We start from the raw sequence: 5033 nt of genomic DNA, 5'->3' as shown, positions 1-5033 counted from the left end.
GGCTCGATCGCCGCAGTGTTCCACATCGAAGGGGTCGAGGCGATCGATCCCGAGCTCACCATGCTCGACGTGCTGCATGAAGCCGGCCTGCGTTCCCTCGGCATCGTCTGGAGCCGGCCGAACGCCTTCGGCCACGGCGTGCCGTTCCGCTTCCCGTCCTCGCCCGACACCGGCCCCGGCCTCACCGATGCCGGCAAGGCGCTGGTCAAGGCCTGCAACCAGTTGAAGATCATGATCGACCTCTCGCATCTCAACGAGAAGGGCTTTCGCGATGTCGCGGCGCTCAGCGATGCGCCGCTGGTCGCGACCCATTCCAACGTGCACGCGATCTGCGGCCATTCGCGCAACTTGACCGACTGGCAGCTCGGCGCGATCCGCGAAACCGGCGGCATGGTCGGGCTGAACTTCGCAACCGGCTTCCTGCGCGAGGATGGTCGCATGAATGCCGACACAAGCCTCGACATCATGGTGCGGCATATCGATTCGCTGCTGCAGGCGCTGGGTGAGGACGGCGTTGGTCTTGGCTCCGATTTCGACGGCGCCATGATCCCGGCCGTCATCGGGGATGTCGCCGGCCTGCCGAAGCTGATCGATGCATTGGCGGCACGCGGTTTCGGCCGCGCACTGATCGAAAAAATCGCCTATCGCAACTGGCTCAATATGCTCGAGAAAACGATAGGTTAGAGACAGCCTGCGGCATGGCGTGTGCGGCCCGCCGGCATATGTCGACAAGGACATACTTCGTCGGTGGAAGCCGGATGCGATTGGGTGGATAGCCGGCAATGCTGAAGACCTTCACGGATGAGGGCGGCGAATTCGAGCGAACCGATGTCGTCATCGTCGGTGCGGGTTTCACAGGCCTGTCGGCGGCGCTCGAGATGAAGAAGGCCGACATCGATTTCATTCTGCTCGAAGCAGGCGACCGCGTCGGCGGACGCGTCGAGTCCCGCCTGAACGGACTTGGCGAACGGATCGATAGTGGCGGCCAGTTCCTGTGCGAGGACATGCCGGAATTGATGGCGCTGATCGAGGCGCGCGGCAAGACGCTGGTTGAAACCTATGTCGATGGCGATTTCATCACCCAGCCGACGATGTCCGTACAACGAGCAGAGCGGATCTATGACGCGGCAATGGCAATCCGCGAGCGCATGAACGGGATCGATCCGGACGACGTCTCGATTGCCGGACTGACCGTTGCCGACTGGCTTGCCCGCCAGCGCGATTCGGCCGACGCCAGGGCCGTCTTCCGTTCGATGATCGAAGGTCTCTGGTGCATGACGCTGGATCAGATTCCTCTCTGGTATCTGATCGACAATGACCGACGCGTCACCAACGAGGTGCCGGAGCTGCAATATTTCGTGCGCGAAACCATGCATTCACTGGCCGACGATCTGGCCCGCGACCTCAGTGATCGGTTGCGGCTCAGCGAGCCGGTCACGCGCATCGAGTATAGTTCGCAAGGTGTTCTTGTCGTTTCGGCCGGGGGTGCCATCGAGGCGCGCACGGTTCTGGTTGCCGTCCCCCCGGCGACGGTGACGGAGCTCGCCTTTGCCCCCGCCTTGCCATCTGGACTGGGGCGGGCGCTCGGCGCCTGGAAAAGCGGCGCGGCTATCAAGATCCTGGTGCGCTATGCCAAACCGTTTTGGCGCGGGCGGGATTTGAACGGCATGGTGATGTGGCTCGATCCGCCGGGGCTGTTTGCCTGCGACGCCGGCAAGGATGCGGAGCATGCCGCGCTCGTCGTGTTCGTCGGCGGGTCGCTCGCGCTGCGCTGGCGTGACCTCGGCGAGGTGGAACTGCGTGCGGAGGTGACCGGCCGGTTGGAGGCAGCCCTTGGCCCGGATGCCGGTGATGTCATCGATTTCAGTTTGCGTGACTGGGTAGGAGATCGCTGGAGCGGCGGCGCGTACAGCGATCTTGTTGTCGACGTGACAGCAAGAGATGCCGAGCGAACGATCCTTGCCGGCGCACCGCCGGTGTATCTCGCCTGTTCAGAACTCTCGCCGTCGTTTCCGGGGTATGTCGAGGGCGCCATCATTGCCGGGCGTATCGCCGCGCACAAGATCATTGCCGAGCTTCAAGCTCCGGTCTGAGCCTGGTCTTTTCGAAAAACTGTTTGGCAAGATCGGGTCAGGTTGCGCCTCGAGCCCGAGCGCCGTCGAAGCTATGCCCGATTTTGCCCGACTTCGCCCGAATGCTGTTTCGAATTGGTTACAGTGCCAGTCCTTCGCCACCCCATCGTCGTTACAAAGTGCGGATAAGTTCATTTCACCGCCAAAAGAAACTCAGCGAAGGGGAAGGCAATGCATGCGAAAATCCAGACGATCCGCGGCGAGAGCCGCCTTCAGGCTCCAGAGCGCAACGACCGCCGTCCGAAACTGGCGCTGCGCCAGCGGGCCAGCGACCACCCCATGGCGATGTTCATGGTGCTGGCTGCTTGCGCCTTCGTCGGCATGGCGTTCACGCCGACAATCGGGCCGGCCTTCGCTTCGTTGAATCCGCCGTCCAATCTCATCGACGGCGCGCAGACGACGACCAGGACCGCGCGTCTGCCGGTACCGGTGACCGACTTCGCCTGCAAGGGCCAGACCTGGGGTGCCGAGAGTATCGATTGCCTGCGCGCAATCGCCGAACAGTCCGGAACACACAAGAGCCGCGCCATCCGCATGATCGCCACTGCCGCACCGTTGGCCGACACGCCGAATATTTTCTGATTTTGTCGTAGCACGATCCGAAACCGTTCCCGTTTTGGGATCATGTTCTGGACTCCCCGAGCGCTCCCTCCAGCGCGCTCTTCTTCGGCCCCCGCCCCCGGGGGCCTCTTTTTTATCCTTTAAAGGCCGCCTGTTCGGCAATGGCAGACAGCACACTGCGCACATCAAGCGTGCTGAACGGCTTTTCCAGGATCTGCGGCCGCTGCTGTGCCGGCAGGGCCTCGATTTCGGCTTTCGCACCGATCAGGTCGCCTGTGACCAGCACGAAACGCCGCGCCAGGTCAGGCTTTTCGGCGAGCAGCTCGCGATAGATCGATATGCCGCTGACGCCGGGCATGCGCAGGTCCGAAAAGACGATGTCCGGCGGCATGTGGCCGCTCAAAGTGGCGGCGGCCGATTCCCAGACAGGAACGATCCGCGACTTGATGCCCATCAGCTCGAGAATGTCGGAGAGCGAGCCGGCGACATCCGGCTCGTCGTCGATGATCAAGGCATGGCGCAGGCCGCTCGATCGCGGCTGGTTGTCGCCGGCGGTGGCGAGGCCGGCCACGATGGCCGGCAGCTGGACGACGAAACGCGCGCCTCTCGGGAGCACTTCCTCGAACCAGACATTGCCATTGTGCCGCTCGATGATCGATTTCGAGATCGACAGGCCGATGCCGGTGCCGACGCCGACCGGCTTGGTGGTGAAATAGGATTCGAAGATGCGGCCGCGGATCGCTTCCGGCACGCCGGGCCCATTGTCCTCGACCGAGAAGCAGGGATGACCGCGGTCGCTGCGGAACGTCCGCACCTTGATCAGCCGGTCACCGGCAATGCCAGCCAAGGCGTGCTGGCTGTTGATGAGGAAGTTGGCCGCTACCTGCGTCACATGGTCGGCGTCGGCCATGGCCAGCAGCGGGCCGGCGGCGAAATCGGTGTCGATGACGATGCCGCTTGAGCGCGCGCCATAGGCGGTCACTTCGAGTGCCGACCGGATCACCTGGTTGAGGTCGGTCTCGGCCTGTGCCGCGGGATGGAGGCGGACCATCGACAGGAAGCTCTTGACGATGCGGCCGCAGCGCTCGGCCGCGGCGCGGACTTTCTCGGCGCGCACCTTGGTCTGCGGATCGGAAGCGAATTCGTGCAGCAGCGTCGATTGCGCCACAACCACGGCCAGCGGATTGTTGAGTTCGTGCGACACGCCGGCCAGCAACGAACCCATTGCCGCCATCTTCTCGTTCTGGTGCAGCTTCTCGCGCTGCCGGCCGATTTCTTCCTCGGCACGCAATTTGTCGCGCAGGTCGCGGATGGAGCCGAAGATCAGGCGGCGGTCGGCGACCCGCATCTCGGTCGCCGTCAGCTCGATCGGGAACACTTCGCCGGCGGCATTCTGGGTCACCGTCTCGAGCCGCTGGCCGACCATCGGCGCGCCGCGGCCGGACATGTATTCGGCCCCTGAGGCATAGCCCTTGCGGTAGTAGATCGGCACGATCGTATCGAGCAGGTCCTTGCCGAGGATGTCGCTGCGCTGGAAGCCGAACATCTTCTCGGCGGCCGGATTGAATTCGATGATCGAGCCGGTCTCGTCGATGACGACGATAGCGTCGAGCGAGGCCTGCAGCATGGTGCGGCGAATGACCTCGCTGGCGTGGGCGTCGGAGGGCGAGCGCTCGATGGCGTCGCCGATGGCCAGCGCGATGATGTGCAGGGTCGCCTCTTCCTCGTCCGTCCATGCACGCTCGTTGACGCAGTCATTGACTGCCAGCGTCCCCCAGAGATGGCCATGCGCAAATACCGACACCGACAGAAACGACTTGATGTGCTGTTTTTCGAAGTCGGCCCTCAGGAAGCCTTCAAGGTCGCGCGTATGCCCGGCGAACACCTTGCCTTGCCTCTCGTCCTCGGCCAGCCGCTCCAGCAGCGGGTCCGAATTGACGATCGATTGCATGATGACGGTCGGCGACGCCAGTTCGCCGCCGAAAAGAGGGTCGATCCAGTAGGCTGCGACGGATTGGGCGAAGCCCTGGCCGGGCAGCTCGCGCAAGCGAAACAGGATGCCGCGCTGGCAATCCATGGCCCGGCAGAGCGTTTCCAGTATGCCGTCTATCTCGCGCTGCCAGTCGCCGGCCTCGCGCAGCCGGCGAACGACACGCACGGCCGCCATCGCCGCGCCCTGCCTGAACCCTTGCATATCGGTGCTTGCTGCTTCAGCGATCATCTTGTGCTGTCATTCCGGAGTCGCGCCAATTCGGAGTCGTGCCAATTCTGGCTGGCGAGCAACCGAATCCTTCTGGCCCGGTGCTCAGTTGCCGTCGCCGGTCGGCAGCGAGAAGATAT

Annotated in this window: 4 protein-coding genes; 3 read left to right on the top strand and 1 reads right to left on the bottom strand. The window is 63.6% G+C overall.

Annotation, left to right across the window (positions count from 1 at the left end; translation table 11 throughout):
• The 3 genes from EN893_RS18570 to EN893_RS18560 all read left to right on the top strand — a co-directional run.
• Positions 1–684 (top strand): dipeptidase (locus tag EN893_RS18570; protein ID WP_206640135.1); only part of this gene is annotated, 684 nt, incomplete at its 5' end.
• Positions 685–782: 98 nt separating this feature from the next.
• A complete protein-coding gene (locus EN893_RS18565) occupies positions 783–2093 on the top strand; it encodes a flavin monoamine oxidase family protein (protein WP_127268957.1) in 1311 nt (436 codons plus the stop codon).
• Positions 2094–2303: 210 nt separating this feature from the next.
• Entirely contained in the window at positions 2304–2714 is a 411-nt protein-coding gene (locus EN893_RS18560; protein ID WP_127271289.1) for a hypothetical protein, read from the top strand.
• 112 nt (positions 2715–2826) lie between these two features.
• Here the strand turns inward: EN893_RS18560 and EN893_RS18555 are convergent, their stop codons facing one another.
• Entirely contained in the window at positions 2827–4914 is a 2088-nt protein-coding gene (locus EN893_RS18555) for an ATP-binding protein (RefSeq protein WP_164748876.1), read from the bottom strand.
• Positions 4915–5033: the final 119 nt, after the last annotated feature.

This window comes from Mesorhizobium sp. M7A.F.Ca.CA.004.04.2.1 (genome assembly GCF_004022825.1).
Classification (GTDB): Bacteria; Pseudomonadota; Alphaproteobacteria; order Rhizobiales; family Rhizobiaceae; genus Mesorhizobium.
The sequence above is the reverse complement of the archived record's forward strand: the minus strand, read 5'-3'. Positions and strand labels throughout refer to the sequence as shown.